Origin of the sequence: Streptococcus mitis, from assembly GCF_965111735.1 — a bacterium.
Taxonomy (GTDB): Bacteria; Bacillota; Bacilli; order Lactobacillales; family Streptococcaceae; genus Streptococcus; species Streptococcus mitis_DR.
Window position 1 is genome coordinate 448,205 of sequence record NZ_OZ217346.1, and the last position, 26,929, is coordinate 475,133.

Sequence of the window (26,929 nt, forward strand, 5' to 3'; positions counted from 1 at the left end):
CTTTCTTTCAGCTTCTTTTAGTAAAATAAAGTTTATTTGCTAGAAAGGTGGAGAGATATGCGTTGGCTTTTTCGTTTGATAGGGGCTTTCTTTTCTTTTGTTTTGCGTTTGTTTTGGCGCCTGGTTTGGATTGTTTTGCTTTTATGCACTCTTGCTTTTGGATTTCTCTGGTATCTGAACGGGGATTTTCAAGAAGCGCTAAAGCAAGCAGAGCGGTCAGTAAAAATTGGTCAACAAAGCATCAACCAATGGGAAAGAACAGGGCAACTGCCTAAGTTGAACCAGACAGATAGCCACCAGCATTCTGAAGGAAGGTGGCCGCAGGCTTCTGCTCGTATTTACTTGGATCCCCAGATGGATTCAGGATTTCAAGAGGCATATTTAGAAGCAATTCAGAACTGGAATCAAACTGGTGCTTTTAACTTTGAAATCGTGACTGAGACTAGCAAGGCGGATATCCTGGCTACGGAGATGAATGACGGAGGTACTCCTGTGGCAGGAGAGGCGGAAAGTCAGACCAATCTCTTAACGGGGCAATTATTGTCTGTCACGGTGCGGTTGAATCACTATTATCTGTCCAATCCTAACTATGGCTATTCCTATGAGCGCATTGTCCATACGGCAGAACATGAGTTGGGTCATGCGATTGGCTTGGACCATACAGATGAGAAGTCTGTCATGCAACCTGCGGGTTCCTTTTATGGTATCCAGGAAGAGGATGTTGCAAACCTTCGAAAAATATATTAGACTAATGAGTAGGGGACTATCTTTCCCTTCTTTTTTGCTATAATGGAACTATGAATAACTTGATTAAATCAAAACTAGAGCTCTTGCCGACCAGCCCTGGTTGCTACATTCACAAGGATAAAAACGGCACTATTATCTATGTAGGAAAGGCTAAAAATCTGCGAAACCGTGTGAGGTCCTATTTCCGTGGAAGTCATGATACTAAGACAGAGGCTCTGGTGTCTGAAATAGTGGATTTTGAATTTATCGTTACTGAGTCCAATATTGAGGCACTTCTCCTAGAAATCAACCTGATTAAGGAAAATAAGCCCAAGTACAATATCATGCTCAAGGATGATAAGTCTTATCCTTTCATCAAAATTACCAATGAGCGCTATCCTCGTTTGATTATTACTCGACAGGTCAAGAAGGACGGAGGTCTTTATTTCGGTCCCTATCCAGATGTGGGCGCAGCCAATGAAATCAAGCGGTTGCTGGATCGGATTTTTCCTTTTCGTAAGTGTACCAATCCACCGTCTAAGGTCTGTTTTTACTATCATATCGGCCAATGCATGGCTCACACCATCTGTAAGAAGGATGAGGACTATTTCAAGTCTATGGCTCAGGAGGTTTCTGATTTTCTAAAAGGGCAGGATGACAAAATTATTGATTACCTCAAGGGAAAGATGGCAACGGCCGCCCAGACTATGGAATTTGAACGTGCGGCGGAATACCGTGACCTGATTCAGGCCATTGGAACGCTTCGAACCAAGCAACGGGTCATGACCAAGGACCTCCAAAACCGTGATGTCTTTGGCTACTATGTGGCCAAGGGATGGATGTGTGTCCAGGTTTTCTTTGTCCGTCAGGGCAAGCTCATTGAGCGCGATGTCAATCTTTTTCCCTATTATAATGATCCGGATGAGGATTTCTTGACCTATGTGGGACAATTCTATCAAGAAAAATCTCATCTAGTTCCCAATGAGGTGCTGATTCCGCAGGATATTGACGAAGAAGCTGTCAAGGTTTTGGTAGACACCAAGATTCTCAAACCCCAGCGTGGAGAGAAAAAGCAGCTGGTCAATCTGGCTATAAAGAATGCTCGAGTCAGCCTAGAGCAGAAATTCAACCTGCTAGAAAAATCTGTCGAAAAGATACAAGGAGCTATTGAAAATCTAGGACGCTTGCTCCAAATCCCGACCCCAGTTCGCATCGAGTCCTTCGATAACTCCAACATCATGGGAACTAGCCCTGTTTCAGCCATGGTGGTCTTTGTCAACGGCAAACCAAGTAAAAAAGATTACCGTAAGTATAAAATCAAGACCGTAGTCGGGCCAGACGACTATGCGAGTATGAGAGAAGTCATTCGCAGGCGCTATGGTCGAGTACAGCGTGACGGTTTGACTCCTCCAGATTTGATTGTCATCGATGGGGGACAAGGTCAAGTCAATATCGCCAAGCAAGTCATACAAGAGGAACTGGGCTTGGATATCCCCATTGCAGGTCTGCAAAAGAATGATAAGCACCAAACCCATGAATTACTCTTTGGAGATCCGTTGGAGGTGGTGGAGTTGTCTCGCAATTCTCAGGAATTTTTCCTCCTCCAACGCATCCAAGATGAGGTCCACCGCTTTGCTATAACTTTCCATCGCCAACTGCGCTCCAAAAATTCCTTTTCATCACAATTGGATGGTATTGAAGGGTTGGGACCTAAACGCAAGCAGAATCTCATGAAGCATTTCAAGTCTTTGACCAAAATCAAGGAAGCCAGTGTGGATGAGATTGTCGAAGTTGGAGTACCTAGAGCGGTTGCAGAGGCTGTGCAGAGGAAGTTGAACCCGCAGGAGGCAGAAGCCTTGCTTCAAGTTGCGGAAGAAAGAGTAGATTACCAAACAGAAGGAGAACACAATGAATCATAAAATCGCAATTTTATCAGATATTCATGGCAATACAACTGCCTTAGAAGCAGTGATTGCAGATGCTAAAAATCAAGGAGTCAGTGAATACTGGCTTCTGGGAGATATTTTTCTTCCTGGTCCCGGTGCGAATGACTTGGTCGCCCTGCTAAAGGACCTTCCTATCACAGCCAGTGTTCGAGGCAATTGGGATGATCGTGTCCTTGAGGCCTTGGATGGCGAATATGGTTTGGAACATCCGAAAGAAATCCAGTCAATGCGCATGACCCAGTTTTTGATGGAGCGAATGGATCCTGCAACGATTGTCTGGCTACGAAGCTTGCCTTTGCTGGAAAAGAAAGAAGTTGAGGGACTACGCTTTTCTATCTCTCATAATTTACCTGACAAAAACTATGGTGGGGACCTACTGGTTGGGAATGATACAGAAAAATTTGACCAACTGCTAGATGCGGAAACCGACGTGGCAGTCTATGGTCATGTTCACAAGCAGTTGCTTCGTTATGGCAGTCAAGGGCAACAAATCATCAATCCAGGGTCGATTGGCATGCCCTATTTTAATTGGGAGGCGTTAAAAAATCACCGTGCCCAGTATGTCGTGATAGAAGTTGAAGATGGGGAATTGGTAAATATCCTATTTCGTAAAGTCGCTTATGATTACGAGGCTGAGTTAGAATTGGCCAAATCCAAGGGGCTTCCCTTTATCGAAATGTATGAAGAGCTACGTCGTGAAGATAACTATCAGGGGCACAATCTGGAACTCTTAGCAAGCTTAATAGATAAGCATGGGTATGCAGAGGATGTGAAGAAATTTTTTGATTTTTTACAAAGTGAGAAATAAAGCCTGTAGCTCTTATTTTGAAGTGAGGTTTGTAGTAGAATTTCTTAGAAAAGAGTCAGATGATAAGGAAGAAAAGGTGGCTTAGCTAAAATTTGACATTGAAATTATTTTGTTATAGAATGGGCTTAATTCTTAATAAAAAGGAGAACATTATGAAGAAAATTATTACAGCCAGTATGGCTCTTTTATCTGTTGTTGTTTTAGCAGCATGTGCAGGGAAAACAACGTCTGATTCTTCGACTAAAAATTCAAGCTCTGTAGAGAAAACTTCTTCAGAGACCTCATCAACAACGTCAAGTTCAAAGACAGAAAATAATGAGGTTGTTTTGATCACTGATGAAGAAATTGAGAATGCTAAAACTGTTGGAGAAGTGAAGAACGTCTTTGGCAAATTAGTCGACAATTATAAAAAGTATGCAGTTGAAATTGGGGAGAAAATTCCAGATAGTGGAAAAGAAGCATATAACGCCCAAGTTGAACCAGCGATTAAGTCTATGGAGACTGTAAGAGAGTCATTTAACGAAAGTCTTTCAAGTATTGGTTCTGATGATACAGTAGTGCCTGAACAAACTCGTACTCTATTTGTTCAACAGTTGAAAACTGGACGTGACACAATGAAGAAAGCGCTGGAGTCGGCTTATAAAGCACTTGCTCCCTATGCATCTGGTCAATAGTATAAGATAGTAGGTGTTCGATCGCCTGCTTTTTGATTGCTTTAAATCCAAAGAATACCTACTTAAATAGCTTAGAATAAATAGCAGAGTGTTTGAAAGAAGTATTAACTCTACGAAAAATATCTGTAAGCTCTTTCAAATTATGGTAGAATGGAAGCAGTAGAATTAGAAAAGGAAATCGCGAGTGAACTATGCTAATCTTGAATTCAATGCACAAGACCAGAGCGACTATTGGTCCTATACTATAAGGTAATTGAGGCTAGTTGCTTTATAGAATAATATAAGGAGGTGTGTTAATGAATAAGCGTAAAAAATGGGGTATTATTGCTTTAGTAATCTGTATTATAGGAGGAATCGTGATGTTTAGTTTGAATCAACAAAAAGAAAAAACATTGGAAGAGAAAATGAGAATTGAACAGGATAGGATGGCGTTGTACTTAGTTAATCATTATGAGGGAATCAATGAAATAGAATTTAATGATGTAGAAAATAATGCTACAACAGGTTCAAGAACTGCGTTATTAACTCTAAATAAAGAACTTGAAATGGAAATTACTTTCTTTAAATTTAATGATAAAACTGACAATTATGTAATTAGTTGGAATAAAAGATTAAATTTACAAGAAAAAAATGAAATCACTAATCAACAAACAATAGATAATATTAAAGTGAAATATTGGAGCAAGTGATGAAAATAACAGATAAAAATTATAATGATATTGTCGATGGAGTTTATAATGTTGATGCAGGAAAAGTAAAACGACCTTGGAGAGACGATAAGATTTTTAAATTAGATGGACAAACTTTTCGAGTTCTTAGTACAAAAGACAACACCTCTAACGGTATGCAAGCTATGGCAGTTGCTCCTGTGGATAAAAATGGAAATGTGGATTATAGTCATGTAGTAATTGCCTATGCAGGGACGAATAAAGATGACATAAAGGATCTTGATACGGATGTACAGTCTTTAGGGCTTGGGAGGGATAAACTACAGTCTCGTTCAGGACTAAATTCTGCGAAAGTAGTAGATTCTCAGTTTGTGACAGCTTTGAATTATGCCAAGGAGGTGGAGGAAGAGGTCAGGCAAAAATATCCCTCTGCTAAAATCACAACTGCGGGGCATTCGCTTGGAGAGTCTCTGGCTATGTATGTCGCTTTAAAGCGAGGTTATGCCAATATAGGGTATAATGGGCCAGATATTCATAACTTGATTTCGAAAGAAGAAATCAAGCACATGCAAGAACATCCAGAACAATTTCGCAATTACCGTCATAAGTATGATGTTATTGGTAATATTACGGGAAATACGACTCAAACAGCTATCTATCCCTATATCTATCCTGCAAAAGATAACTGGGGTGACAAGTTAGAATATCATAACTTGTCCCAGTGGCGATTTGATGAGAATGGCCAGTTAGTTGATTTGGATGGAAAACGAGTTACGAATCTCAAAGTAACGGCGATAGCAGAAGCAACAGCAGGTATGTACCGCTACCAAAAAATCAAAAGCTACCTCTCGGCAGATGGCTTGTCAAGTAGGGAAGAGATATACTTGGATAGCTTGCAGGGAATGGCTCTAGGGGAAGGAATGGCTAATGCGGCTCGAGCTGGTGCAGACGACATCAAGCACCTTCAAGAGGAGGTGGTGTCAAAAGCACAAGAACTATGGAATCAGCTTGACTTTAGTAGTTTCCGATACCTGAGTTATGATGAAGTCCTATCGACTTTTGCGTCTGCGGGTGTGACTCAGGCTACGATTGTCGGTTCAGTTGAGCAAGATTTTGAGCAAATGAATCAAAAGGCTGAAAAACTAGCCACAGAGTTTGATACCCTTAACCAACAGATTATCCAAGTCATTGAGAATAAACTAGCTACAGATAAGGAATTGGCAGGAGAATTTAGAAAATGGAACAGTCGGATTTAGTCTTCCAAAAGTTAAAAGCAAAAGAAAAAGAGTATCATGATTTGGAAGATGAATATCTAAAGCAGAAAGCAACTTTTACAAATCAACGCAATGAACTCTATGAACGTCGAGACCGCCTTGCCCGAATCGTAGAAGACGAAGCTGGTAAGATGACTGCTTTTCTTCAAAAAGGACAATATAGTTACCAAGATGGAGAACAGTTTTATAGGAGTTTACAACAATTGATGGAGGATTCTCAGTTTGTGACAGCTTCGAATTATGCCAAGGTTAATTAAAAAAGCCATTTATGTTATACTATAAGGTAATTGAGGCTAGTTGTTTTATAGAATAATATAAGGAGGTGTGTCAATGAATAGGCACAAAAAATGGGGTATTATTGCTTTAGTAATCTGTATTATAGGAGGAATCGTGATGTTTAGTTTGAATCATCAAAAAGAAAAAACGCTGGAAGAGAAAATGAGAATCGAACAGGAGAGGGTAGCAAAGTTTTTAGTAAGTAACTATGATTTAGCTGATGGACAAAAGATTGAGAGAGTGGAGTTTGTTGAATTTCAAAAAAATGAAAGTACGGGGAGTTGGAGGATTACTGCTAAAGTAAATGGTCAATATGATATATCTGTCAAAATAGATTCTCTAAATGAGAATGAGAAAATAAGAAGTTCCAATTATTCACCGACAGACTTCACAAAGAGAGAACACAAAGAAGAAGCTGGATATGATATAGCAGTAAAAATTATTTACTTAGGGGAGAGATAACTATATGATTACAGAAGAAGATTACAGATATATAGTAGACGATGTTTATGATGTTGACTCTGGTAAGGTTACTAATCCTATTCAGGAGGGACGATTAGTTGCAAACGATCGGTTTAAAGTAATCTCTAAACCCGTAGACAACATCTCCAACGGTATGCAGGCGATGGCGGTTGCTACTGTGGATAAAAATGGAAATGTGGATTATAGTCATGTAGTAATTGCCTATGCAGGGACGAATAAAGATGACATAAAGGATCTTGATACGGATGTACAGTCTTTAGGGCTTGGGAGGGATAAACTACAGTCTCGTTCAGGACTAAATTCTGCGAAAGTAGTAGATTCTCAGTTTGTGACAGCTTTGAATTATGCCAAGGAGGTGGAGGAAGAGGTCAGGCAAAAATATCCCTCTGCTAAAATCACAACTGCGGGGCATTCGCTTGGAGAGTCTCTGGCTATGTATGTCGCTTTAAAGCGAGGTTATGCCAATATAGGGTATAATGGGCCAGATATTCATAACTTGATTTCGAAAGAAGAAATCAAGCACATGCAAGAACATCCAGAACAATTTCGCAATTACCGTCATAAGTATGATGTTATTGGTAATATTACGGGAAATACGACTCAAACAGCTATCTATCCCTATATCTATCCTGCAAAAGATAACTGGGGTGACAAGTTAGAATATCATAACTTGTCCCAGTGGCGATTTGATGAGAATGGCCAGTTAGTTGATTTGGATGGAAAACGAGTTACGAATCTCAAAGTAACGGCGATAGCAGAAGCAACAGCAGGTATGTACCGCTACCAAAAAATCAAAAGCTACCTCTCGGCAGATGGCTTGTCAAGTAGGGAAGAGATATACTTGGATAGCTTGCAGGGAATGGCTCTAGGGGAAGGAATGGCTAATGCGGCTCGAGCTGGTGCAGACGACATCAAGCACCTTCAAGAGGAGGTGGTGTCAAAAGCACAAGAACTATGGAATCAGCTTGACTTTAGTAGTTTCCGATACCTGAGTTATGATGAAGTCCTATCGACTTTTGCGTCTGCGGGTGTGACTCAGGCTACGATTGTCGGTTCAGTTGAGCAAGATTTTGAGCAAATGAATCAAAAGGCTGAAAAACTAGCCACAGAGTTTGATACCCTTAACCAACAGATTATCCAAGTCATTGAGAATAAACTAGCTACAGATAAGGAATTGGCAGGAGAATTTAGAAAATGGAACAGTCGGATTTAGTCTTCCAAAAGTTAAAAGCAAAAGAAAAAGAGTATCATGATTTGGAAGATGAATATCTAAAGCAGAAAGCAACTTTTACAAATCAACGCAATGAACTCTATGAACGTCGAGACCGCCTTGCCCGAATCGTAGAAGACGAAGCTGGTAAGATGACTGCTTTTCTTCAAAAAGGACAATATAGTTACCAAGATGGAGAACAGTTTTATAGGAGTTTACAACAATTGATGGAGGATTCTCAGTTTGCGTGTAGGCGTAGAGAAGATGAATTGCAGTATCAAGAGGATTTGTTAAACAGAGATTATCGTAAAAAGCAAGATGAGTTAGAACAGACAATCGGAGATTTAAGGAGGTCATATGCTCGCGCCATTGAATGAATATTATACAGATGAAGAATATGAATTTGCTTTACGTCAGATGTATCGTATGATGGAGAGGAACAGAATCTATACAATGGCGACAGTAATCCTAAAGGAAAAAAATTCTTTGCAAACAGATTATAAAGAAAAAGTGAGAGAAAGTGCGGAGGAGACAAAAGTCGCTATTGGGAAAATAAAATCACAGATGGATACGGCTATAAAAGGTCAGGTAAAGAAAAAGTTGGAAGAAGTGACAACGGAGAAGCTATCTCAGTATGATTCCATTTGCTAATTTTATAGTGAGTAACTAGAATAATTGCTACAAACTGCATGGAGCAGTTTTTTTGCTATTACTTTTCCTATGAAAAATCCCTGCAAGCTCTTTCAAATTATGGTAGAATGGAAGCAGTAGAATTAGAAAAGGAAATCGATTATGAAATTTCTTGAATTAAACAAAAAACGTCATGCGACTAAGCAGTTTACTGATAAGCCAGTTGATCCAAAAGATGTGCGTACGGCTATCGAAATTGCAACCTTGGCCCCAAGTGCCCACAACAGCCAGCCTTGGAAATTTGTAGTGGTACGTGAGAAAAATGCCGAACTAGCAAAATTGGCTTACGGTTCAAACTTTGAACAGGTATCATCAGCGCCTGTAACTATTGCCTTGTTTACAGACACAGATTTGGCTAAACGTGCTCGTAAGATTGCCCGAGTTGGTGGTGCTAATAACTTTTCTGAAGAACAACTTCAATACTTCATGAAAAATTTGCCAGCTGAGTTTGCCCGTTACAATGAACAACAGGTCAGCGACTACTTGGCTCTCAATGCAGGTTTAGTTGCCATGAACTTGATTCTGGCTCTTACAGACCAAGGAATTGGATCAAATATGATCCTTGGATTTGACAAATCAAAAGTCAATGAAGTTTTGGATATCGAAGACCGTTTCCGCCCAGAACTTTTGATTACGGTAGGCTATACGGACGAAAAATTAGAACCAAGCTACCGCTTGCCAGTAGATGAAATCATCGAGAAAAGATAGAAGGAAGATAATATGACAGCAATTGATTTTACAGCAGAAGTAGAAAAACGCAAAGAAGACCTCTTGGCTGACTTATTTAGCCTTTTGGAAATCAACTCAGAACGTGATGATAGCAAGGTTGATGCCCATCATCCATTTGGACCTGGGCCGGTAAAAGCCTTGGAAAAATTCCTTGAAATCGCAGACCGTGATGGCTATCCAACTAAAAATGTTGACAACTACGCAGGACATTTTGAGTTTGGTGATGGAGAAGAAGTTCTCGGAATCTTTGCCCACATGGACGTGGTGCCAGCTGGTAGTGGTTGGGACACAGACCCTTACACACCGACTATCAAAGACGGTCGCCTTTATGCGCGTGGGGCTTCGGACGATAAGGGCCCTACAACAGCTTGTTACTATGGTTTGAAAATCATCAAAGAATTGGGCCTTCCAACTTCTAAAAAAGTTCGCTTCATCGTCGGAACAGATGAAGAATCAGGCTGGGCAGACATGGACTACTACTTCGAGCACGTAGGACTTGCGAAACCAGACTTCGGTTTCTCTCCAGATGCTGAATTCCCTATCATCAATGGTGAAAAAGGAAATATCACGGAATACCTTCACTTTGCAGGTGAAAATGCAGGTGCAGCTCGTCTTCACAGCTTCACAGGTGGTTTGCGTGAAAATATGGTACCTGAATCAGCAACAGCAGTTGTTTCAGGTGACTTAGCTGACTTGCAAGCTAAACTAGATGCCTTTGTTGCAGAACACAAACTCAGAGGGGAAATTCAAGAAGAAGCTGGTCAATACAAGGTGACAATCATTGGTAAATCAGCCCACGGTGCTATGCCTGCTTCAGGTGTCAATGGTGCGACCTACCTTGCCCTCTTCCTCAGCCAGTTTGACTTTGTTGGACCTGCAAAAGACTATCTTGAAATTGCTGGTAAAATTCTCTTAAACGACCATGAGGGTGAAAACCTCAAAATTGCTCATGTGGATGAAAAGATGGGTGCCCTTTCTATGAATGCCGGTGTCTTCCGCTTTGATGAAGCAAGTGCTGATAATACCATTGCCCTTAATATCCGTTATCCAAAAGGGACAAGTCCAGAACAAATTAAGTCAATCCTTGAAAACTTGCCAGTTGCTTCTGTTAGCCTTTCTGAACACGGTCACACCCCTCACTATGTGCCAATGGAAGATCCGCTTGTGCAAACCTTGTTGAATGTCTATGAAAAACAAACTGGTCTTCAAGGTCATGAACAAGTTATCGGTGGTGGTACCTTTGGTCGCTTGCTAGAACGAGGTGTTGCCTATGGTGCCATGTTCCCAGACTCAATTGACACTATGCACCAAGCTAATGAATTTATCGCCTTGGATGATCTCTTCCGCGCAGCAGCAATCTATGCCGAAGCTATTTACGAATTGATCAAATAAAACGATAGAAGTCTGAGATTTTATGCTTGGACTTCTTTTTGGAGGGAAAACAGATGTCTCAAATTGAAAGAATCAAGCAAGCCATTATGGCGGATCCGCAGAATGCTAGCTATACAGAACGCGGAATTGAACCTCTCTTTGCGGCGCCAAAAACTGCTCGCATCAATATCATCGGTCAGGCACCGGGACTTAAAACCCAAGAAGCAGGCCTTTATTGGAAAGATAAAAGTGGTGACCGCTTGAGAGACTGGCTTGGTGTTGATGAAGACACCTTTTACAATTCAGGTTATTTTGCAGTGTTGCCCATGGATTTCTACTTTCCAGGGCATGGCAATTCAGGTGATTTACCACCTCGAGCAGGATTTGCCGAAAAATGGCATCCACAGCTCTTGCAAGAATTACCCGATATTCAATTGACCCTCTTGATTGGGCAATATGCCCAGGCCTACTATTTAAAGGAGAAAATCAGTGGCAAGGTGACAGAGAGAGTAAAACACTATAAAGATTATCTGCCAGACTATTTTCCTTTAGTTCACCCCTCACCGCGAAATCAAATCTGGATGGCCAAAAATCCTTGGTTTGAGTCAGAAGTGGTGCCGGATTTGAAAAAAAGAATTAAAACTATTTTATAGTCAATGAAAATCAAAGAGCAAACTAGGAAGCTAGCCGCAGGCTGTACTTGAGTACGGTAAGGCGACGTTGACGTGGTTTGAATTTGATTTTCGAAGAGTATTAGGAGAAAAAGAATGAAAAAAATAGCCTTTGACGCATTTTACCAGCTTTACCAAAATGAGCAACTTTCTTTAGTGGACGTGAGAGAAGTGGATGAGTTTGAAGCTCTTCATTTAGAAGGTGCTCAGAATCTTCCTCTGAGTCAACTGACTGATACCTATGATCAGTTGGACAAGGACCACTTGCATTATGTCATTTGCAAATCTGGAATGAGATCGGCGCGTGCTTGCCAATTCCTATCAGAACAAGGTTATGAGGTTATCAATGTCCAAGGTGGCATGACTGCCTTTGAAGAACTCTAAACGTATTTCTCCTACTTGGTGTGATCTGGGTAGGAGAGTTTTGTTTTTAGATAATTCTTATTTTTTTGAATCTTGAAAACATTCAATATTTACTTCGTGAAGCTTTTTTCATACTCTTATTCATGATATACTAGGTCAGTATTTTATAAATATGAAGGAGATTTACATGGCTAAAAAAGGTGCCTTAACAGGTTTGCTCCTGTTTGGAATATTTTTTGGTGCGGGGAACTTGATTTTTCCGCCTTCTCTAGGTGCTCTATCTGGGGAACATTTTCTTCCTGCCATCGCAGGTTTTGTCTTTTCAGGCGTTGGTATCGCCGTCTTGACCCTTATTATTGGAACGCTCAATCCTAAAGGATATATTCACGAGATTTCAACAAAGATAGCGCCTTGGTTTGCGACTCTTTACCTCTCAGTTCTTTACTTGTCAATCGGTCCATTCTTTGCTATCCCACGTACAGCTACAACGGCTTACGAAGTAGGGATTAAACCACTTTTGTCGGATGCAAATAAAGGTCTTGGTTTGATTGTCTTTACGGTTCTTTACTTTGCGGCAGCCTATTTGATTTCGCTTAATCCATCAAAAATCTTGGACCGTATCGGCCGTATCTTAACGCCAGTTTTTGCGATTTTGATTGTCATCTTGGTTGTTCTAGGAGCTTTCAAATATGGTGGGACAACACCTCAAGCTGCTTCAGCTGCTTATCAAGCTTCTGCTTTTGGTACAGGATTCCTAGAAGGTTACAATACCTTGGATGCCCTTGCCTCAGTTGCCTTTAGCGTAATCGCAGTTCAAACCTTGAAACAGCTTGGATTTTCAAGTAAGAAAGAATACATTTCGACTATTTGGGTTGTTGGTATCGTTGTTGCTCTTGCCTTCAGCGCTCTTTACATCGGGTTAGGTTTCCTTGGAAATCATTTCCCAGTACCAGCTGAAGCGATGAAGGGTGGAACACCAGGTGTATACATCTTGTCACAAGCCACTCAAGAAATCTTTGGCTCAACAGCTCAACTCTTCCTTGCAGCTATGGTTACCGTAACCTGCTTCACAACAACAGTTGGTTTGATTGTGTCGACAGCTGAGTTCTTTAATGAGCGTTTCCCACAAATCAGCTACAAGGTTTATGCGACAGCCTTTACCTTGATTGGATTTGCCATTGCTAATTTGGGTCTTGATGCGATTATCAAGTATTCAATTCCAGTATTGGTTATCTTGTACCCAATCACGATTGCCATCGTCATGATTGTCATTGTCAACAAATTTGTGGCTCTTTCAAAACCAGGTATGCAGTTGACAATTGCAGTCGTTACAGCTATTGCCATTGCAAGCGTACTAGGAAGCTCATTTAAAGTTGAGTTTCTTGCAAATCTTGTCAACGCTCTTCCGTTTGCCAAGGCATCACTCCCATGGTTGGTACCAGCCGTTGTCGGAATCTTGCTCTCATTGGTTCTACCAAATAAGCAAGAAAGTGATGTTTTTGAAATGGAATAAGCACTTAAATCACTTTTGTAGCTAAGTCTACAGGAGTGATTTTCTTTTTTATCCGATGATAAATGTGTTATAATAGGTAGCAAAAGAGGTGAAGAAATGAATCAAACAGTAGAATATATCAAAGAACTGACAGCCATTGCGTCTCCAACCGGCTTCACTCGTGAGATTTCAGACTATTTAGTCAAGACTCTAGAAGGTTTTGGTTACCAGCCGGTTCGCACAGCCAAGGGTGGTGTCAATGTAACTATCAAAGGGCAAAATGATGAAGAGCATCGCTATGTGACTGCCCATGTGGATACGCTGGGTGCTATTGTCCGTGCTGTCAAACCAGACGGCCGTCTCAAATTGGACCGTATCGGTGGCTTTCCTTGGAACATGATTGAAGGAGAAAACTGTACCGTTCATGTGGCTAGCACAGGTGAAAAAGTATCAGGAACCATCCTTATCCACCAAACTTCTTGCCATGTCTACAAGGATGCAGGAACTGCAGAACGCACGCAGGACAATATGGAAGTGCGTTTGGATGCAAAAGTGACCAATGAAAAAGAAACTCGTGCTCTTGGTATTGAGGTCGGTGATTTTATCAGCTTTGACCCACGAACTGTCGTGACAGAGACAGGTTTTATCAAGTCTCGCCATTTGGATGATAAAGTCAGTGCAGCGATTTTGCTTAATCTGCTTCGTCTTTATAAGGAAGAGAAGATTGAATTGCCAGTTACAACCCATTTTGCTTTTTCAGTTTTTGAAGAAGTGGGACACGGTGCTAACTCTAATATTCCTGCTCAGGTAGTAGAATATCTGGCTGTGGATATGGGCGCTATGGGCGATGACCAGCAGACAGACGAATACACAGTGTCTATCTGTGTCAAGGATGCTTCAGGTCCTTATCACTATGACTTCCGTCAACACTTGGTGGCCTTGGCGAAAGAGCAAGATATTCCATTTAAGCTGGACATCTATCCATTTTATGGATCGGACGCTTCAGCAGCTATGGCTGCAGGGGCAGAGGTAAAACACGCTCTTCTCGGTGCTGGTATCGAGTCTAGCCATTCTTATGAGCGCACTCATATTGACTCGGTGGTCGCAACGGAACGTATGGTTGATGCCTATCTTAAGAGTGCATTGGTAGACTAATATGTGCCTAATTTGCCAGAGAATTGACCTCATCAAGAAGGGAGAAAATCCTTATTTTGTCAAAGAGTTGGAAACAGGCTATCTTGTGGTTGGAGACCATCAGTATTTTGCAGGCTATAGTCTCTTTCTAGCCAAGGAACATGTCACCGAATTGCACCATTTAGAAAAGGAAACGAAACTCCGTTTTCTAGAAGAAATGAGTATGGTCCAAGAGGCAGTTGCTAAGGCCTTTGCTGCTGAGAAAATGAATATCGAACTGCTAGGAAATGGCGATGCCCATCTTCATTGGCATCTGTTTCCACGACGAAGAGGTGATATGAATGCTCACGGACTCAAGGGGCGTGGGCCAGTTTGGTGGGTTGCCTTTGAAGAAATGACCTCAGAAACCTGCCAAGCAAAACCGGATGAGATTAAAAGATTAGTCAAACGTTTATCATTAGAGGTAGATAAACTATTAGAAATAAAGGAGTAGAAATGAAAAAAAGATACCTTGTCTTGACAGCCTTGCTAGCCTTGAGTCTAGCAGCTTGTTCACAAGAAAAAGCAAAAAATGAAGATGGCTCAGCTAAGACAGAACAAACAGCCAAAGCTGATGGAACAGTTGGCAGTAAGTCTCAAGGAGCTGCCCAGAAAAAAGCAGAAGTGGTCAACAAAGGAGACTACTACAGCATCCAAGGGAAATACGATGAAATCATCGTAGCCAATAAACATTATCCATTGTCTAAAGACTATAATCCAGGGGAAAATCCAACAGCCAAGGCAGAGTTACTCAAACTCATCAAAGCTATGCAAGAGGCAGGTTTCCCAATCAGTGACCATTATAGTGGTTTTAGAAGTTATGAAACTCAGACCAAGCTCTATCAAGATTATGTCAACCAAGATGGGAAGGCAGCGGCTGACCGATACTCTGCTCGTCCTGGCTATAGTGAACACCAAACAGGTTTGGCTTTTGATGTGATTAGCACAAATGGAGAATTGGTGACAGAAGAAAAAGCAGCCCAATGGCTCTTGGACCATGCTGCTGATTATGGCTTTGTTGTCCGTTATCTCAAAGGTAAGGAAAAGGAAACAGGATATATGGCTGAGGAATGGCACCTTCGTTATGTCGGAAAAGAAGCCAAAGAAATTGCTGAGAGTGGTCTCAGTCTGGAAGAATACTATGGGTTTGAAGGCGGAGATTACGTCGATTAATACTCTTCGAAAATCTCTTCAAACCACGTCAGCTTTATCTGCAACCTCAAAGCTGTGCTTTGAGCAACCTACGTCTAGCTTCCTAGTTTGCTCTTTGATTTTCATTGAGTATAAAAAATAAACTTTTCTCTTGCAATTATAGATAAATAGTGTATAATAGATGAGTATGTGTAAAGCATACTTGTGGGAGGTAAAAATCTCTAATTACCGCCAAAACCACAAAGGAGGATTTAAAAATGGCTAAAAAAGTCGAAAAACTTGTAAAATTGCAAATCCCTGCTGGTAAAGCTACACCAGCTCCACCGGTTGGACCTGCTCTTGGTCAAGCTGGTATCAACATCATGGGATTCACAAAAGAGTTCAACGCTCGTACAGCTGACCAAGCTGGTATGATCATTCCAGTTGTTATCTCAGTTTACGAAGATAAATCATTTACTTTCATCACTAAAACACCACCAGCTGCTGTTCTTTTGAAAAAAGCTGCAGGTGTTGAAAAAGGGTCAGGTACACCTAACAAAACTAAAGTTGCTACAGTTACTCGTGCACAAGTACAAGAAATTGCAGAAACTAAGATGCCAGATTTGAACGCAGCAAACGTAGAGTCTGCAATGCGTATGATCGAAGGTACTGCTCGTTCTATGGGATTCACTGTTGTTGACTAATCAATAACACAGTAGAAAATCTCACAGCAGTCTATTAGTTGCTTTTCATACTAGGCAAGTGACTGAAGCTTGTACTTGGGTACAGCAAGGGAGCTTAAGGCTGTAGGAAAAGAAAAATAATAGACTGAAAACCCGCAAGACTTCATCATTTCGAGGAGTGACGTGGGAGATGAAAATCGATTGAACCACTTACAAGGAGAATAGAAAATGGCTAAAAAAAGCAAACAACTTCGTGCTGCTCTTGAGAAAATCGACAGCACAAAAGCATACAGCGTAGAAGAAGCTGTAGCACTTGCAAAAGAAACTAACTTTGCAAAATTTGACGCAACTGTAGAAGTTGCTTACAACTTGAACATCGACGTTAAAAAAGCTGACCAACAAATCCGTGGAGCAATGGTATTGCCAAACGGTACTGGTAAAACTTCACGCGTTCTTGTTTTCGCACGTGGTGCAAAAGCTGAAGAAGCAAAAGCTGCTGGTGCAGACTTTGTTGGTGAAGATGACCTTGTTGCTAAAATCAACGACGGTTGGTTGGACTTCGACGTAGTTATCGCTACACCTGACATGATGGCTCTTGTTGGACGTCTTGGACGTGTCCTTGGACCACGTAACTTGATGCCAAACCCTAAAACTGGTACTGTAACAATGGATGTTGCTAAAGCAGTTGAAGAGTCTAAAGGTGGTAAAATCACTTACCGTGCTGACCGTGCAGGTAACGTTCAAGCAATTATCGGTAAAGTATCATTTGAAGCTGAAAAATTGGTTGAAAACTTCAAAGCTTTCAACGAAACAATCCAAAAAGCAAAACCAGCTACAGCTAAAGGAACTTACGTAACAAACTTGACGATCACAACTACTCAAGGTGTTGGTATCAAAGTTGACGTAAACTCACTTTAATCAGTAGTTTATAAACAAAGGCGAGTACGAAAGTGCTCGTTTTTTTAGGTACGACGTGTATTCCGTTCATCTGAGGTGTAAGTCCTCTGTGGGTACCATATACTAGTAAACCCAAAAGTGATTCCCAAGCCTGACTATTGTGAGTAGCTGATCGAACGGCATTAGGATAGACTGTTTAAGTCTGACGTTGGAAATAAGAATCGGCAGAGAAAGAGATAGAGAAATCTTAGCTATACGAATAGGTACGTGATAGTAAAGCGTATATAGCGGATAAGGAGGCCAGCAACTCTAAAGTACAAATATGTAGTCGTAACCTATATGCGTAAACTATGTGAGCAATTGAATTTGAACTAGAGAGTTAATTAATAGATTTATGATATAATCATGGCAGACTGTATGCGTTTGATTATAGTTCATTAAAAACTAGATTAGAATTGTTAGATAATATTATTTTATGTTATAATGAAGAAAAAACAGAGGTGTTCAAATGTCAGAAGCAGGTCATAAGTTTTTAGCAAAATTGGGGAAAAAACGCTTACGTCCAGGTGGAAAATGAACTGCCCCCCAAAAGTTAGACAGAAAAAATCTAACTTTTGGGGTGTTTTTATTATGAAATTAACTTATGATGATAAAGTTCAGATCTATGAACTTAGAAAACAAGGATATAGCTTAGAGAAGCTTTCAAATAAATTTGGGATAAACAATTCTAATATTAGGTATATGATTAAATTGATTGATCGTTACGGAATAGAATTCGTCAAAAAAGGAAAAAATCGTTACTATTCTCCTGATTTAAAACAAGAAATGATTCATAAAGTCTTACATTAAGGCTGGACTAAAGATAGAGTTTCTCTTGAATATGGCCTCCCAAGTCGTACGATACTTCTTAATTGGCTAGCACAATACAAGAAAAACGGGTATACTATTGTTGAGAAAACAAGAGGGAGAGTACCTAAAATGGGACGTAAGCCAAAAAAGAGACCTGAAGAGAGGACAGAATTAGAACGTCTTCAAGCAGAAAATGAGTACCTGAGAGAGCGGAGAATGCAATCCTAAAAAAGTTGAGAGAACTCCGATTGAAGGAGGAAAAAGAGAAAGAAGAAAGACAGAAATTGTTCAAGAATTAATGACTGAGTTTTCGTTAGATATTCTTCTAAAAGCCATTAAACTAGCTCGTTCGACCTACTACTATCACTTGAAACAGCTAGAGAAACCAGATAAGGACCAAGAGCTTAAAGCTGAAATTCAATCCATTTTTATCGAACACAAGGGAAATTATGGTTATCGTCGGATTCATTTAGAACTAAGAAATCGTGGTTATCTGGTAAATCATAAAAGAGTTCAACGCTTGATGAAAGTACTCAATTTACAAGCTAAAATGCGACAGAAACGAAAATATTCTTCTCATAAAGGAGACGTTGGTAAGAAGGCAGAGAATCTCATTCAACGTCAATTTGAAGGCTCTAAAACAATGGAAAAGTGCTACACAGATGTGACAGAATTTGCCATTCCAGCAAGTACTCAAAAGCTTTACTTATCACCAGTTTTAGATGGCTTTAATAGCGAAATTATCGCCTATAATCTTTCAACTTCACCCAACTTAGAACAAGTAAAAACAATGTTGGAACAGGCATTCACAGATAAACACTATAAGAATACGATTCTCCATAGTGACCAAGGTTGGCAATACCAACACGATTCTTATCATCGGTTCCTAGAGAGTAAGGGAATTCAAGCATCCATGTCACGTAAGGGGAACAGTCCAGACAATGGTATGATGGAGTCCTTCTTTGGGATTCTGAAATCGGAAATGTTTTACGGTTATGAGAAGTCATTTCAGTCGCTTAAGCAATTGGAACAAGCCATTGTAGACTATATTGATTACTACAACAATAAACGAATTAAGGTAAAACTAAAAGGACTTAGCCCTGTACAATACAGAACTAAATCCTTCGGATAAATTAATTGTCTAACTTTTTGGGGTCAGTACAAAACGTGCCACAGATTGGTTAATTGCAGAAGGAGGATTTTCAAAAGAAAAGAGAATACTAGAGGTTGCGTGCAATAGGGGAACTACAGCAATTGAGTTGGCACAGCGTTTTGGTTGTAAGATAACTGCTGTTGATATGGATGCTCAAGCTTTAGAAGTGGCTAAAAAATCTGCTAAAACGGTAGGTGTTGGTCATTTGATCAGGTTTGAAAGAGCAAATGCAATGAAACTTCCTTATGAAGATGCTAGTTTTGATATTGTTATAAACGAAGCTATGCTGACTATGCAAGCTGATCAAGCTAAGAAAAAATGTGTAATGGAATATCTAAGGGTTTTAAAACCTGAAGGTCTTCTCTTGACACATGATGTACTTCTTAAGGAAGCTAAAGAGTCTGTCAGACAGGAATTGTCGCAAGCAATTCATGTAAATGTAGGTCCTTTAACTCAAGATGGTTGGGAACAGGTGATGATAGAATCAGGTTATTGTGATGTGAAAGTATTGACTGGTGAAATGACATTAATGAAATTATCAGGTATGATTTATGACGAAGGTTGGCTAGGAACTTTGAAAATTTGCGTAAATGCTTGTAAAAAGGAGAATAGAAAGCAGTTTTTAACTATGTATAAAATGTTTGATAAGAATAAAAAGAACTTGGGATTTATTGCGATGGCTAGTTATAAATCGTCAAATCGTTAGATAATTATTGAAGTTAACTTTTCCTTTTTTCTTTCTTAAAAAATATGCTATAATAGAGAGTAAAAAACTTTGAAAGAAAGAAAAAGATGAATTTAAAAGATTACATTGCAACAATTGAAAATTATCCAAAGGAAGGGATTACCTTCCGTGATATCAGTCCTTTGATGGCTGATGGAAATGCTTATAGCTATGCTGTTCGTGAAATTGTTCAGTATGCTACTGACAAGAAAATCGACATGATCGTAGGTCCTGAAGCTCGTGGTTTTATCGTGGGCTGTCCAGTTGCATTTGAGTTAGGAATTGGTTTTGCACCTGTTCGTAAACCAGGTAAATTACCGCGCGAAGTCATTTCTGCTGACTACGAAAAAGAATACGGTGTTGATACCTTGACTATGCATGCTGATGCCATCAAGTCAGGTCAACGTGTTCTTATTGTAGATGATCTCTTGGCAACAGGTGGAACTGTTAAGGCAACCATCGAGATGATTGAAAAACTTGGTGGTATTGTAGCAGGTTGTGCCTTCCTTGTTGAATTGGATGAATTGAACGGTCGTGAAAAAATCGGTGACTACGATTACAAAGTTCTTATGCATTATTAATGAAAAACAGTCCCTAGGGCTGTTTTCTCTACATTAGGATATAAAAATAGACTATAGCTAGTTAGAGAAAAACTATAATTGAAAACTATATCTTCTTGCAGTATAATAAAAGGACTAGGTGTTTGAGATTTGGCTTCAAACATATGAAACTATTCCTGAAAGAGTACAGTTAGGAGAGGGTTATGCCGATTCGAATTGATAAAAAATTGCCAGCTGTTGAGATTTTGCGGACAGAGAATATCTTTGTCATGGATGATCAACGTGCGGCCCACCAAGATATCCGTCCTTTGAAGATTTTAATTTTAAATCTCATGCCACAGAAAATGGTCACAGAAACCCAGTTGTTACGCCATTTGGCCAATACACCCCTGCAACTGGATATTGATTTTCTCTATATGGAAAGTCACCGTTCTAAGACAACTCGTTCAGAGCACATGGAGACCTTTTATAAAACTTTTCCTGAAGTTAAGAACGAGTATTTTGATGGGATGATTATCACGGGTGCTCCAGTTGAGCATTTACCATTTGAGGAAGTGGACTATTGGGAGGAATTCAGTCAGGTAATCGAGTGGTCCAAGACCCATGTCTATTCGACCCTTCATATCTGCTGGGGGGCTCAGGCTGGTCTTTATCTGCGTTATGGGGTGGAAAAATACCAGATGGACAATAAATTATCAGGTATCTATCCTCAGGATACTTTAAAAGAAGGACACCTTCTCTTTAGAGGCTTTGACGATAGCTACGTTTCCCCTCATTCTCGGCACACGGAGATTTCTAAGGAAGAGGTCTTAAACAAAACCAATCTCGAGATTTTATCAGAAGGGCCACAGGTTGGGGTTTCAATTTTGGCTAGTCGTGATTTACGAGAAATTTATAGTTTTGGGCATTTGGAATATGACCGTGATACCTTGGCAAAAGAGTATTTTAGAGATCGTGACGCAGGTTTAGATCCACATATTCCAGAAAATTACTTTAAGGATGATGATGTCAACCAGACACCTTGTCTTTGTTGGTCTTCATCAGCAGCCCTCTTTTTCAGTAACTGGGTGAATTATGCGGTGTATCAGGAGACGCCTTTTGACTGGAGAAAAATAGAAGATGATGCATCTGCATTTGGGTATTTATAAGAGGAATTATGACATATTTAGACGCTTTTAAATCAGGGAACTTGGTTTTACCGAGTGCCCTGCTCTTGCATTTTAAGGAACTCTTTCCTTCCAGTGATGATTTTCTAGTCTGGCAATTTTTCTATTTGCAAAATACGACAGGTTTGGATGAAATGTCGCCAAGCCAGATTGCTGAAAGGATTGGCAAGGAAATTTCGGATGTCAATCAGGCTATTTCCAATCTAACGGAGAGGGGACTGCTTCAGTATCGAACGATCGAATTAAATGGCGAAATCGAATTGCTTTTTGATGCTAGTTTGGCATTGGAATGTTTGGATAATTTGCTTGGAGCTGCTCATTCAAGTTCAGACCAGTTGACACCACAAAATCAGCTTAAGAATTTGGTGGAAACTTTCCAGCAGGAGTTGGGACGCTTGTTGACTCCTTTTGAGATTGAGGATTTGACCAAGACACTAAAGGAAGATGGGACCAGTGCTGACTTGATTAAGGAGGCTCTTCGTGAAGCTGTTTTGAATGGGAAACCAAACTGGAAGTACATTCAGGCGATTTTGAGAAACTGGCGTCATGAAGGTATCAAGAGTGTGGCTCAAATTGAGGCCAAGCGGGCAGAGAGAGAAGCAAGCAATCCTCAGTTGACACAGCTATCGACAGATTTCAGAAATGCTATGGATCTCTGGAAGGATTGATCGTTACAAGCAGGCTTGAAATCCGAGTAAGATTTGCAAGCTGTGTATAATTGTGATAAAATAAGTAGAAAATAAATTGAAAAAAGAGGTATGTGAAATGTCACGTAAACCATTTATTGCTGGTAACTGGAAAATGAACAAAAATCCAGAAGAAGCTAAAGCATTTGTTGAAGCAGTTGCATCAAAACTTCCTTCATCAGATCTTGTTGAAGCAGGTATCGCAGCTCCAGCTCTTGATTTGACAACGGTTCTTGCTGCTGCAAAAGGTTCAAACCTTAAAGTTGCTGCTCAAAACTGCTACTTTGAAAATGCAGGTGCTTTCACTGGTGAAACAAGTCCACAAGTTTTGAAAGAAATCGGTACTGACTACGTTGTTATCGGTCACTCAGAACGCCGTGACTACTTCCATGAAACTGACGAAGATATCAACAAAAAAGCAAAAGCAATCTTTGCAAACGGTATGCTTCCAATCATCTGTTGTGGTGAGTCACTTGAAACTTACGAAGCTGGTAAAGCTGCTGAATTCGTAGGTGCTCAAGTATCTGCTGCATTGGCTGGATTGACTGCTGAACAAGTTGCTGCCTCAGTTATCGCTTACGAACCAATCTGGGCTATCGGTACTGGTAAATCAGCTTCACAAGACGATGCACAAAAAATGTGTAAAGTTGTTCGTGACGTTGTAGCTGCTGACTTCGGTCAAGAAGTTGCAGACAAAGTTCGTGTTCAATACGGTGGTTCTGTTAAACCTGAAAACGTTGCTTCATACATGTCTTGCCCAGACGTTGACGGTGCCCTTGTAGGTGGTGCGTCACTTGAAGCAGAAAGCTTCTTGGCTTTGCTTGACTTTGTAAAATAATCGACTCTTTATCAACATTATTGGGTTGAAGACAGGCTAAAATCGAGAAAGGACAAATATCGTCCTTTCTTTTTTGCTACTAAAGTGGCTAATGTAGATCACTTTATCCTAACTCTTCCTGGTGGTTACAATATGGAGATGAATCAAGAGTCAAGCAATATTTCCCTCGGGCGCAAACAACTGTTGAGCATCGCGCGTGCTCTCCTAGCCAATCCTAAAATTCTCATTCTGGATGAAGCGACTTCCTCTGTTCATACCCATTTGGAACTCTTGATTCAAAAAGTCATGAAAGGGTTGATGAAGGGAAGAACCAGATTTGTCATTGCACACCGCCTTTCGACCATTCAAGAAGCAAATAATATTATCGTTCCTAAGGATGGACAGATTATTGAGCAGGGAAATTACGAAAGCTCACTCCAAGCAAAAGGCTTTTATTATGAACTTTACCAAAGCCAATTTTCAAGTAAATCTGATAAAGTAAGCTAATCAAAACTGCTTAGACTTTTCTTAAATTATCAGTCTATTGCAACTTTTCTCATGTGAGTCTTTTGGCTTGCTATTGGTTTTCCTTAGTAGTATACTAAGGTAGTAATCATTAAGAAGTGGTTACAAAAAATAATAAACGAGGTAAAATAAAATGGTAGAATTGAAAAAAGAAGCAGTAAAAGACGTAACATCATTGACAAAAGCAGCGCCAGTAGCATTGGCAAAAACAAAGGAAGTATTGAACCAAGCTGTTGCTGATTTGTATGTAGCCCATGTGGCATTGCACCAAATACACTGGTACATGCGTGGCCGTGGTTTTCTTGTATGGCATCCAAAAATGGATGAATACATGGACAGCCTTGATGGCTATCTTGACGAAATCAGCGAACGTTTGATTACACTTGGTGGCAGCCCATTCTCTACTTTGACAGAATTCCTTCAACATAGTGAAATCGAAGAAGAAGAAGGAGAATTCCGTAGTGTTGAAGAAAGCTTGGAACGTGTCCTAGATGTTTATCGTTATCTCATCACTCTGTTCCAAAAAGCTTTGGATGTTACTGATGAAGAAGGTGATGATGTGACAAACGATATCTTTGTTGGTGCTAAAGCTGAACTTGAGAAAACGGTTTGGATGCTTGCGGCAGAACTTGGACAAGCTCCCGGTTTGTAAGATAAATGCACCCCTTTCTATCATGAGTTTCTGTATTACTACTCATGATAAACTATCTTTTAAAAATCATGTAGCAGAAAAAGTTACATGATTTTTTCTTTACTCCTCCGGCGACTCATTTGTCAAAATGCTGATTTTAAGGTATAATAGTTGCTGTTCGAGAAATTTTGATTTTCAAAGAATAGTGAATGATGATAAGGAGAAACCATGAACAACCTACCAAATTGCCCAAAATGTAACTCAGAGTATGTCTACGAAGACGGTGCCCTACTGGTTTGCCCAGAGTGTGCTTATGAGTGGAATCCTGCTGAAGTTGCAGATGTAGAAGAGGGCCTTGTTGCTATCGATGCCAACGGAAATAAATTGGCTGACGGTGATACAGTAACTCTCATCAAGGACTTAAAAGTAAAAGGTGCGCCAAAAGATTTGAAACAAGGGACGCGCGTGAAAAATATCCGCATCGTAGAAGGCGACCACAATATCGACTGTAAAATCGATGGTTTTGGTGCCATGAAACTCAAATCAGAGTTTGTGAAGAAAATTTAAGCATGTCAAAGTACTATAAACTTGTATTTTATAGCCGTATCTTCTTGTTTCTAGCGGCTTTTACGGGAGTTTATCTTGAAATCGCCAAGCATGGTGGATTTGGGATGTTGCTCTATTATACGGTTCTGTCCAACCTCTTAGTCGCGATTTTTACGCTCTATCTCCTAAAGGTTATGAGCCGTTTAGGTGAAAACTGGCAAAGATCAAGTCTCTTGCGCCTAAAAGGTGGAGTCACTATGAGTATAATGATTACCTGTGTGATTTACCATTTCCTCCTGGCGCCCATTGCGACTAATTTCTATACCCTAGAAAATTTCCTTTGCCACTATATCGTTCCCCTTTGGTTTTTAGCAGATACCCTCTTTTTTGACAAACAGGGTCAATACAAGATTTGGGATCCAATTGTGTGGACGATTTTACCCTTGCTGTATATGATTTTTGCTCTTTTTAATGGCTTAGTACTGAAACTTGATGTTCCTAATTCTAAGGTCAGTCCCTTCCCTTACTTCTTTTTGAATGTGAACAAGGGTTGGAATGTTGTGTTTAAGTGGTGTCTGATTATCTTTGTTGCCTATATGGTAGCAGGATTTATCTTCTACTTTATTAAGCAAATCAAGAGAAAGTCATCCTAAGACACAAGGGATTCATTTTCGAGTTTAAGAAGGAGTCTATACACTAAAGAGGCTTCTTCTTTTCTTACTTGTTTGATAACTATCAAAAAAGTAGAAGATTAAGAGAAATATAGAAAGAGATTTCATGAAACAATTTTTAGAACGGGCCAGTATTTTGGCTCTCTCCCTCGTTTTGATTACGTCCTTTTCCATCTCGAGTGCCCTGCCAGCCATGTTTGACTATTATCAAGGTTATCCTAAGGAACAAATTGAACTCTTGGCGAGCTTGCCTTCCTTTGGAATCATGATTATGTTATTACTAAATGGTTTCTTAGAAAAAATATTTCCTGAGCGATTACAGATTAGTTTGGGATTGTTGATTTTATCACTGAGTGGAACAGCACCCTTTTGGTATCAAGCCTATCCCTTTGTCTTTGGGACACGGATTCTTTTTGGTTTGGGTGTTGGGATGATTAATGCTAAGGCAATTTCTATTATCAGTGAACGCTATCAAGGAAAAACGCGAATTCAGATGTTAGGGCTACGCGGTTCTGCAGAGGTCGTTGGGGCTTCTCTCATTACCTTGGCAGTCGGCCAATTGTTGGCCTTCGGTTGGACAGCTACTTTCTTAGCTTATAGTGCTGGATTTTTGGTGCTGACCCTTTATTTACTCTTTGTCTCTTATGGAAAAGAAAAGAAAGAAGTCAAGAAAAAAACGAAGGAAGCAAGTCGCTTAACTTGGGAAATGAAGGGCTTGATTTTTATCTTAGCTATTGAAGCGGCAGTTGTAGTTTGTACCAATACAGCTATTACCATCCGTATTCCAAGTTTGATGGTGGAAAGAGGGCTTGGAGATGCCCAGTTATCTAGTTTTGTTCTTAGTGTCATGCAGTTAATCGGGATTGTGGCTGGGGTGAGTTTTTCTTTCTTGATTTCTATCTTTAAAGAGAAATTGCTCCTCTGGTCTGGTATTACCTTCGGCTTGGGGCAAATTGTGATTGCCTTGTCTCCATCCTTGTGGGTGGTAGTGGCAGGAAGTATTCTGGCTGGCTTTGCCTACAGTGTAGCCTTGACGACAGTCTTTCAACTTGTCTCTGAAAGAATTCCAGCTAAACTCCTCAATCAAGCAACCTCATTTGCAGTTTTAGGCTGTAGTTTCGGAGCCTTTACGACCCCATTTGTTCTAGGTGCAATTGGGTTACTAACTCACAATGGCATGTTGGTCTTTGCCATTTTAGGCTCATGGTTGATTGTAACCTCTATCTTTGTCATGTACCTACTTCAAAAGAGAGCTTAGGATTGGTTTCCTAAGTTTTTCTTTCGGGATTTTTGTACCCATACAATATTTATTTTAGACCCTTGTTTACAGATTATT

At 40.2% G+C, this 26,929-nt stretch carries 29 protein-coding genes and 3 pseudogenes; all 32 read left to right on the forward strand.

Annotated elements, in window-relative coordinates; translation table 11 throughout:
* Positions 1–57: 57 nt before the first annotated feature.
* The 32 genes and pseudogenes from ACLV7W_RS02200 (at position 58) to ACLV7W_RS02355 (ending at position 26,851) form a co-directional block, all read left to right on the forward strand.
* Positions 58–747 carry a M57 family metalloprotease gene (locus tag ACLV7W_RS02200; RefSeq protein ID WP_411865352.1) on the forward strand — a complete coding sequence of 230 codons (690 nt, stop codon included), beginning with the start codon at positions 58–60 and terminating at the stop codon, positions 745–747.
* Between the two features lie 50 nt (positions 748–797).
* Positions 798–2,645, forward strand: coding sequence for an excinuclease ABC subunit UvrC (gene uvrC, locus ACLV7W_RS02205; protein WP_411865353.1), 1,848 nt, complete (start codon positions 798–800; stop codon positions 2,643–2,645).
* Positions 2,635–3,480, forward strand: coding sequence for a metallophosphoesterase family protein (locus ACLV7W_RS02210; protein WP_411865354.1), 846 nt, complete (start codon positions 2,635–2,637; stop codon positions 3,478–3,480). Before uvrC ends, ACLV7W_RS02210 begins: the two co-directional genes overlap by 11 nt.
* Positions 3,481–3,632: 152 nt before the next feature.
* Positions 3,633–4,154, forward strand: a complete 522-nt coding sequence (locus ACLV7W_RS02215; RefSeq protein ID WP_153209733.1) for a hypothetical protein — start codon at positions 3,633–3,635, stop codon at positions 4,152–4,154.
* Positions 4,155–4,450: 296 nt separating this feature from the next.
* Entirely contained in the window at positions 4,451–4,843 is a 393-nt protein-coding gene (locus ACLV7W_RS02220; RefSeq protein WP_411865355.1) for a hypothetical protein, read from the forward strand.
* Entirely contained in the window at positions 4,843–6,078 is a 1,236-nt protein-coding gene (locus ACLV7W_RS02225) for a triacylglycerol lipase (RefSeq protein ID WP_411865356.1), read from the forward strand. Before ACLV7W_RS02220 ends, ACLV7W_RS02225 begins: the two co-directional genes overlap by 1 nt.
* Positions 6,060–6,353 carry a hypothetical protein gene (locus ACLV7W_RS02230; RefSeq protein WP_411865357.1) on the forward strand — a complete coding sequence of 98 codons (294 nt, stop codon included), beginning with the start codon at positions 6,060–6,062 and terminating at the stop codon, positions 6,351–6,353. The genes ACLV7W_RS02225 and ACLV7W_RS02230 overlap by 19 nt, the downstream gene beginning before the upstream one ends.
* Before the next feature lie 73 nt (positions 6,354–6,426).
* Positions 6,427–6,834: a hypothetical protein gene (locus tag ACLV7W_RS02235; RefSeq protein ID WP_411865358.1), complete on the forward strand. Its 408-nt coding sequence runs from the start codon at positions 6,427–6,429 to the stop codon at positions 6,832–6,834.
* Between the two features lie 4 nt (positions 6,835–6,838).
* On the forward strand, positions 6,839–8,068 hold the full coding sequence (locus tag ACLV7W_RS02240; protein WP_411865359.1) for a triacylglycerol lipase: 1,230 nt from the start codon (positions 6,839–6,841) through the stop codon (positions 8,066–8,068).
* Positions 8,050–8,442: a hypothetical protein gene (locus ACLV7W_RS02245; protein ID WP_411865360.1), complete on the forward strand. Its 393-nt coding sequence runs from the start codon at positions 8,050–8,052 to the stop codon at positions 8,440–8,442. Before ACLV7W_RS02240 ends, ACLV7W_RS02245 begins: the two co-directional genes overlap by 19 nt.
* Positions 8,423–8,716 carry a hypothetical protein gene (locus ACLV7W_RS02250; protein WP_004269862.1) on the forward strand — a complete coding sequence of 98 codons (294 nt, stop codon included), beginning with the start codon at positions 8,423–8,425 and terminating at the stop codon, positions 8,714–8,716. Before ACLV7W_RS02245 ends, ACLV7W_RS02250 begins: the two co-directional genes overlap by 20 nt.
* Positions 8,717–8,857: 141 nt before the next feature.
* Positions 8,858–9,463, forward strand: coding sequence for a nitroreductase family protein (locus tag ACLV7W_RS02255; protein ID WP_261074405.1), 606 nt, complete (start codon positions 8,858–8,860; stop codon positions 9,461–9,463).
* A 12-nt stretch (positions 9,464–9,475) separates the two neighbouring features.
* The gene (pepV, locus tag ACLV7W_RS02260; RefSeq protein WP_411865361.1) at positions 9,476–10,876 is read left to right on the forward strand and encodes a dipeptidase PepV; all 1,401 of its coding nucleotides are present in this window, start codon (positions 9,476–9,478) and stop codon (positions 10,874–10,876) included.
* A 53-nt stretch (positions 10,877–10,929) separates the two neighbouring features.
* A complete protein-coding gene (locus tag ACLV7W_RS02265) occupies positions 10,930–11,508 on the forward strand; it encodes a uracil-DNA glycosylase family protein (protein WP_411865362.1) in 579 nt (192 codons plus the stop codon).
* A gap of 114 nt (positions 11,509–11,622) precedes the next feature.
* Positions 11,623–11,910 (forward strand): rhodanese-like domain-containing protein, encoded by a 288-nt coding sequence (locus tag ACLV7W_RS02270; protein ID WP_411865363.1) that lies wholly within the window; start codon positions 11,623–11,625, stop codon positions 11,908–11,910.
* A 166-nt stretch (positions 11,911–12,076) separates the two neighbouring features.
* Positions 12,077–13,402 carry a branched-chain amino acid transport system II carrier protein gene (gene brnQ / locus ACLV7W_RS02275; RefSeq protein ID WP_411865364.1) on the forward strand — a complete coding sequence of 442 codons (1,326 nt, stop codon included), beginning with the start codon at positions 12,077–12,079 and terminating at the stop codon, positions 13,400–13,402.
* Positions 13,403–13,498: 96 nt separating this feature from the next.
* Complete coding sequence (locus ACLV7W_RS02280) at positions 13,499–14,536, forward strand: M42 family metallopeptidase (protein WP_411865365.1); 1,038 nt, start codon at positions 13,499–13,501, stop codon at positions 14,534–14,536.
* Between the two features lies 1 nt (position 14,537).
* The gene (locus tag ACLV7W_RS02285; protein ID WP_411865366.1) at positions 14,538–15,008 is read left to right on the forward strand and encodes an HIT family protein; all 471 of its coding nucleotides are present in this window, start codon (positions 14,538–14,540) and stop codon (positions 15,006–15,008) included.
* Positions 15,009–15,010: 2 nt separating this feature from the next.
* The gene (gene ldcB, locus ACLV7W_RS02290) at positions 15,011–15,727 is read left to right on the forward strand and encodes an LD-carboxypeptidase LdcB/DacB (protein WP_411865367.1); all 717 of its coding nucleotides are present in this window, start codon (positions 15,011–15,013) and stop codon (positions 15,725–15,727) included.
* 236 nt (positions 15,728–15,963) lie between these two features.
* Positions 15,964–16,389: a 50S ribosomal protein L11 gene (gene rplK, locus ACLV7W_RS02295; RefSeq protein ID WP_001085807.1), complete on the forward strand. Its 426-nt coding sequence runs from the start codon at positions 15,964–15,966 to the stop codon at positions 16,387–16,389.
* 207 nt (positions 16,390–16,596) lie between these two features.
* Positions 16,597–17,286, forward strand: coding sequence for a 50S ribosomal protein L1 (gene rplA / locus ACLV7W_RS02300; RefSeq protein WP_001085675.1), 690 nt, complete (start codon positions 16,597–16,599; stop codon positions 17,284–17,286).
* A 609-nt stretch (positions 17,287–17,895) separates the two neighbouring features.
* Positions 17,896–19,246: pseudogene (locus ACLV7W_RS02305) on the forward strand (IS3 family transposase).
* Between the two features lie 31 nt (positions 19,247–19,277).
* Positions 19,278–19,973: pseudogene (locus ACLV7W_RS02310) on the forward strand (class I SAM-dependent methyltransferase); the annotation flags it as partial.
* 86 nt (positions 19,974–20,059) lie between these two features.
* On the forward strand, positions 20,060–20,572 hold the full coding sequence (locus ACLV7W_RS02315; RefSeq protein WP_411865368.1) for an adenine phosphoribosyltransferase: 513 nt from the start codon (positions 20,060–20,062) through the stop codon (positions 20,570–20,572).
* Positions 20,573–20,754: 182 nt separating this feature from the next.
* On the forward strand, positions 20,755–21,699 hold the full coding sequence (metA, locus tag ACLV7W_RS02320; RefSeq protein ID WP_411865369.1) for a homoserine O-acetyltransferase MetA: 945 nt from the start codon (positions 20,755–20,757) through the stop codon (positions 21,697–21,699).
* Positions 21,700–21,707: 8 nt separating this feature from the next.
* On the forward strand, positions 21,708–22,385 hold the full coding sequence (locus ACLV7W_RS02325) for a DnaD domain-containing protein (RefSeq protein WP_247953254.1): 678 nt from the start codon (positions 21,708–21,710) through the stop codon (positions 22,383–22,385).
* Between the two features lie 97 nt (positions 22,386–22,482).
* Positions 22,483–23,241, forward strand: a complete 759-nt coding sequence (tpiA, locus tag ACLV7W_RS02330; protein ID WP_153210082.1) for a triose-phosphate isomerase — start codon at positions 22,483–22,485, stop codon at positions 23,239–23,241.
* A 63-nt stretch (positions 23,242–23,304) separates the two neighbouring features.
* A pseudogene (locus tag ACLV7W_RS02335) lies at positions 23,305–23,727 on the forward strand (ATP-binding cassette domain-containing protein); the annotation flags it as partial.
* A gap of 151 nt (positions 23,728–23,878) precedes the next feature.
* Positions 23,879–24,397: a Dps family protein gene (locus tag ACLV7W_RS02340; protein ID WP_411865370.1), complete on the forward strand. Its 519-nt coding sequence runs from the start codon at positions 23,879–23,881 to the stop codon at positions 24,395–24,397.
* Positions 24,398–24,604: 207 nt separating this feature from the next.
* Positions 24,605–24,943 (forward strand): zinc ribbon domain-containing protein YjdM, encoded by a 339-nt coding sequence (locus tag ACLV7W_RS02345; protein WP_001061596.1) that lies wholly within the window; start codon positions 24,605–24,607, stop codon positions 24,941–24,943.
* A 2-nt stretch (positions 24,944–24,945) separates the two neighbouring features.
* The gene (locus tag ACLV7W_RS02350; RefSeq protein WP_261049775.1) at positions 24,946–25,575 is read left to right on the forward strand and encodes a Pr6Pr family membrane protein; all 630 of its coding nucleotides are present in this window, start codon (positions 24,946–24,948) and stop codon (positions 25,573–25,575) included.
* A 124-nt stretch (positions 25,576–25,699) separates the two neighbouring features.
* Entirely contained in the window at positions 25,700–26,851 is a 1,152-nt protein-coding gene (locus ACLV7W_RS02355; RefSeq protein ID WP_411865371.1) for an MFS transporter, read from the forward strand.
* Positions 26,852–26,929 lie beyond the last annotated feature (78 nt).